Raw genomic sequence first — 4,069 nt, 5'->3', positions numbered from 1 at the left:
CCCAGCCAATAACCCCCGTCCCTACTGGCTGGCTCCAACCAGCATCCTATTTGGCGAAAGGACATCATGGAAAAGAAGATCAAGCTCGTTGCGTCCGATATGGACGGCACGCTACTTGACGAGAACGGCGAGGTGCCGCCCGAGACCTTCGACCTCATCTTGGCACTCCGCGAGAAGGGCATTCACTTCGCGGCGTCGTCGGGGCGTCGCTACGACCGTCTGTGCATGTTCTTCGAGCCGGTGAAAGACAAGATGGACTTCGTTGCCGCCAACGGTGCGCAGGTCTATGCGGCGGGCGAGCTCATCGACCGCGAGGTCTATTCGCATCAGAGCATCAAGCGCTTGGCGAAGACCGTCGGCAAATTCGAGCACCTGCACCTAGCGCTCTTCGACCGCACGAAGTCGTTTCTCCTCGACGATGAGCGCGCGTTCGTCCGCGAATGCGATAAGGATCTGCCGAATATCGAGCGTATTTGGTATCTGCCCACGCCGGATGTGAACATCATCAAGGCGTCGATTTACTGCGACGACGGTCACGTGATGGACTACGCGTATGCGCTCTCGCGCGAGCTGGGCGACGACTTCGTGTTTGCACCCTCCGGCAGCGCATGGGTCGACCCCATCCAGCGCGGCGTGTCGAAAGCGACAGGCATTCAGCAGGTCATGGATCGCTACGGCATTCGGCGCGAAGAGGTCATGGCTTTCGGCGATTCGATGAATGATTACGAGATCATCCGTTTCGCGGGCATGGGCTGCGCCATGGCGAACGCGCGCCCGGCGCTGCGTGCCGTGGCAGATCGCGTGGTGGGCTGCAACAAGGACCATGCTGTCCAGGCGGAGCTGCGCAAGCTGCTTGAGAGCGCGTGACGTTTAAGGGCTTCTTTCCAACGTGGGGGCTTCCCTTCGCAGAGAGCTCCCAGCCGTGGTGCATCCTATTGCGTGATGTGATAGATGCGCGCTCCCAGGCGTTCGGCATCTTCGCGGTCGTGCGTGGCGACAAGGACGATGGAGGCGCGCTCGCGTTCCCGAATGATTCTGGCGCACGTATCGCGCGCAGTGCCGTCGAGGCCGGTGAACGGTTCGTCGAGGAGCAGGATGTCGTGGGGGGTGAGCAGCGCTCGGGCGAGTGCAATGCGGCGGCGCTCCCCGCCAGAGCATGTGCCTGCGGGGGAGTGCAGGCGTTCGCCCAAACCGAGCTGCTCAAGGAGAGCAGGTGCTTCGTTCCAAGCCGTGCTTTCGGGCGCGAGCGGCAACCGCGTGTTCGCAAGCGCGCTTGCCTGGTCGGCGAGGCGGTCGTCTTGGAACGCCATCGAGATGCGGGGGAGCCATTTCGGCTCATCTCCCATGAATGCGCGGCCTATATCGGCCGTCTCGAGTCCCGCGACGATGCGCAGCAGCGTCGTCTTGCCCGATCCGGAAGGTGCCATGAGGCACACGGGTGCGCCGGTGTTGATGCTGAACGAGACTCCGGCGAGCACCCGCTTGCCCTCAAACGACTTCGAGATGTCTTCAAGGTGGAGTTCGGCGGAATCGTTCTCGGGGGAGGTGCCCGTGGCGGAAGCGCCAGCTTGAGACTCGCAGGATTCGAATAGTTTCGCATGACCGGCGGCACCGCAGACGATGGGCTCGAGGGCGGCGAGGGCGATCTGCATGAGCCATGTGGTGACGGCGCTCGCGCCCACCGTGGCAAGCGTCACCGCGAAGAGCCCGGCGGTATCGAAATAGATCTTCGCATCATAGAGCGCTTCGCCAAGCGACCCGGCAGGGATGCCGATGACCTCGGCCGCGACGCCTGCCTTCCAGCCCATGCCGAGCGCGGTGACGAGTGCGGCGCGCAGGTACGGGAAAAGCCGCGGCATAACGAAGAACCGCAGGTGGCGGAAGCTCTGCAGGTGGAAGAGGCTTGCAACCTCATCGAGCGAACGGCTCGTCGCGCGCAGGCCCTGCATGGTGTTCTCGTAAACAAGGGGGAGCACCACCAGGAGCACGACGAGTACCGCGAGGTTCGATGCGCGCAGCCAGATGAGCGCGAGCACGGTGATCGAGGCGACGGGAACGCTCTTCGCGAGCGCCATCACCGGGGCGAGCAGCTCTTCGATAGCGCGCCAGCGTACAGAGGCCAACGCCCCGAGCGCTCCGAAGACTGCGCCCAGGGCAAACCCCCCGACGATGCGTGCGAGCGAGAACGCTATGCGCGCCCAGAACGCGGGGTCGGGGAGAAGCTCGACCAGGCGAAGCGCGGTCGCGATGGGGCTGGGAAGCAAGATAGGGCTGGCAAGCGCCATGGCAGCGACGTGCCAGAGCGCAAGCCAGACCGCGATTGACCAGGGAGCGATATGCGAGGAAGCGCGGCGCACGACGCTCCCTTATGCCTCGTAGTAGAAGTCATCCTCGGGCATGGAGCCTCCGACGGACTGTGCATCGGCTTCGAACAGGGTCTCCAGATACCCCTCAAGACCTTCGCGCATCTCGCTGCCCGTGAGGCACACGATATTGCAGTAGGGGATGGCCTTTTCGGCGATCTGGGCCTTGATGATGCCGGCGGCTTCAATGAGCTGCGCCGCGGTGGCGGGGTCGCTATTCACGAAGTCCACGGAGGCGGCGTAGGCGTCCAGGAACTCCGCTACCGTGGCGGGGTAGTTCTCGACGAACTCGCGGCGTGCGACGGCTACGCCGGTGATGAGCTGCGAGTCGTTGCCAGTTGCCTGAGCGGTCTCGTTCCATACCTCGGTGAGGTCGAGCGCGATGCGCGCTCCTTCGACCTGTGCAAGCGCGCTCGTGGCGAAGGGTTGCGGCAGCATGCACACGATGCTCGGATCTGCCTGGAGCGCGGCGAGGCATTCGGCGTGTTCGCTCGCCCATTGGATCGTGACATCCGTCGCGGGGTCGACGCCGTTCTCGCGCAGCAGGTACTCGAGGGCGTATTGCGGGGTCGAGCCGCGTCCGGCGGAGTAGATGGTACGGCCGGCGAGGTCGGAGATGCTCTGGATGGTGTCGCCGGCCTCCACGATGTCGAGCACACCGAGCGTGTTCACGCAGAGCACCTGGACTTCGCCTTCGGTTTTCTGATAGAGCGTCGCCGCAAGGTTCGCGGGCACGCAGAGGACATCGAGGTCGCCTTGGACGAGCTGCGGAGCCAGCTCGTCGGCGGAGCCTGCGAGCGTGAATTCGTAGCTGTTGGCAAGCGCCCCGATCCCGGCGGGATTCTTGCCTACGGGCGAGTCTTCCGCAAGCTCGATGCCGTTCGCTGCGGCGAGGTCTTCAAGCGTGCCGTCGGCATCCATGAGGCCGACGAGGCCCATGCCGGTGGGGCCTTGGAGCGCGCCCACGCGCATGGTGGTCACGACGTCGTTCGCCGCCGGTTCGCTGCCTGCGTTCGCGCTCGCATTTCCGCAGGCAGCGAGTCCAAGGCTCGCGAGCGCTGAGGCGCTTGCGGCGATGAGCGAGCGGCGGCTGATGAGTGTTTCGGTAAGGGGAGTACGCATGGTGCGCTTCCTTTCGATAAAAGTAATGTTCCGCTAACAGTGTAGCTGTTTGGACGCCCCGCATCGGCGTTCATTCGAGGTTTACGGGCGCATGGCAGGTAAAATAACCCCAGCGACTTTTTTACATCGCGCGGAGGGTGGATGCGCGGCAATCGATGGATTCCTGCGCGATGTAAAAAAGTCGCTGGGGTTATTTTACCTGGAAGCCCGGAAGAGCAGCAGGCTCTCCCGGGCTTCGGTGCACGTTCCGTCTCGAAACGACTTACGCTTGCGTGCCGTCGGCCGTCATACGGATGGGCATCGACCAATCCGCATGGTTCGAATGCAGGAGCTCCTCGGCGCGCTCGGAGAGCGGCTTGCCCAGGAAGTCGTCATAGCACGCCTGCACGGCGGGATTCTCGTGGCTGAAGCGCAGTTCGCTCTGCTCGTCGATGATGCGCAGGGTGCAGCCGCGATCTGCCGAGAGGTTGATGCCCTCGATGATGGGCTGTCCGCCGCCGCCCACGCAGCCGCCCGCACAGGCGTCCAGCTCTACAAAGTCCAGGTCCCGGTATTTTTCATCCTCCAGGTCCTCCGGCACGCGG

At 63.8% G+C, this 4,069-nt stretch carries 4 protein-coding genes; 1 reads left to right on the top strand and 3 read right to left on the bottom strand.

Annotated elements, in window-relative coordinates; all coding sequences use genetic code 11:
* Positions 1 to 66: 66 nt before the first annotated feature.
* Positions 67 to 867, top strand: a complete 801-nt coding sequence (locus tag QZ079_RS08450) for a Cof-type HAD-IIB family hydrolase (protein ID WP_297037429.1) — start codon at positions 67 to 69, stop codon at positions 865 to 867.
* Between the two features lie 65 nt (positions 868 to 932).
* On the opposite strand, the gene QZ079_RS08445 is transcribed toward QZ079_RS08450, so the two are convergent.
* The 3 genes from QZ079_RS08445 to QZ079_RS08435 all read right to left on the bottom strand — a co-directional run.
* Positions 933 to 2,357 (bottom strand): ATP-binding cassette domain-containing protein, encoded by a 1,425-nt coding sequence (locus QZ079_RS08445; protein ID WP_297037428.1) that lies wholly within the window; start codon positions 2,355 to 2,357, stop codon positions 933 to 935.
* Positions 2,358 to 2,366: 9 nt separating this feature from the next.
* A complete protein-coding gene (locus tag QZ079_RS08440) occupies positions 2,367 to 3,485 on the bottom strand; it encodes an ABC transporter substrate-binding protein (RefSeq protein ID WP_297037427.1) in 1,119 nt (372 codons plus the stop codon).
* A 262-nt stretch (positions 3,486 to 3,747) separates the two neighbouring features.
* Positions 3,748 to 4,069: iron hydrogenase small subunit (locus QZ079_RS08435; RefSeq protein ID WP_297037426.1), on the bottom strand; the 322-nt coding region annotated here is incomplete at its 5' end.

Origin of the sequence: uncultured Enorma sp. (assembly GCA_905210055.1) — a bacterium.
Classification (GTDB): Bacteria; Actinomycetota; Coriobacteriia; order Coriobacteriales; family Coriobacteriaceae; genus Enorma.
This window is presented reverse-complemented; position numbering and strand designations above follow the sequence as displayed.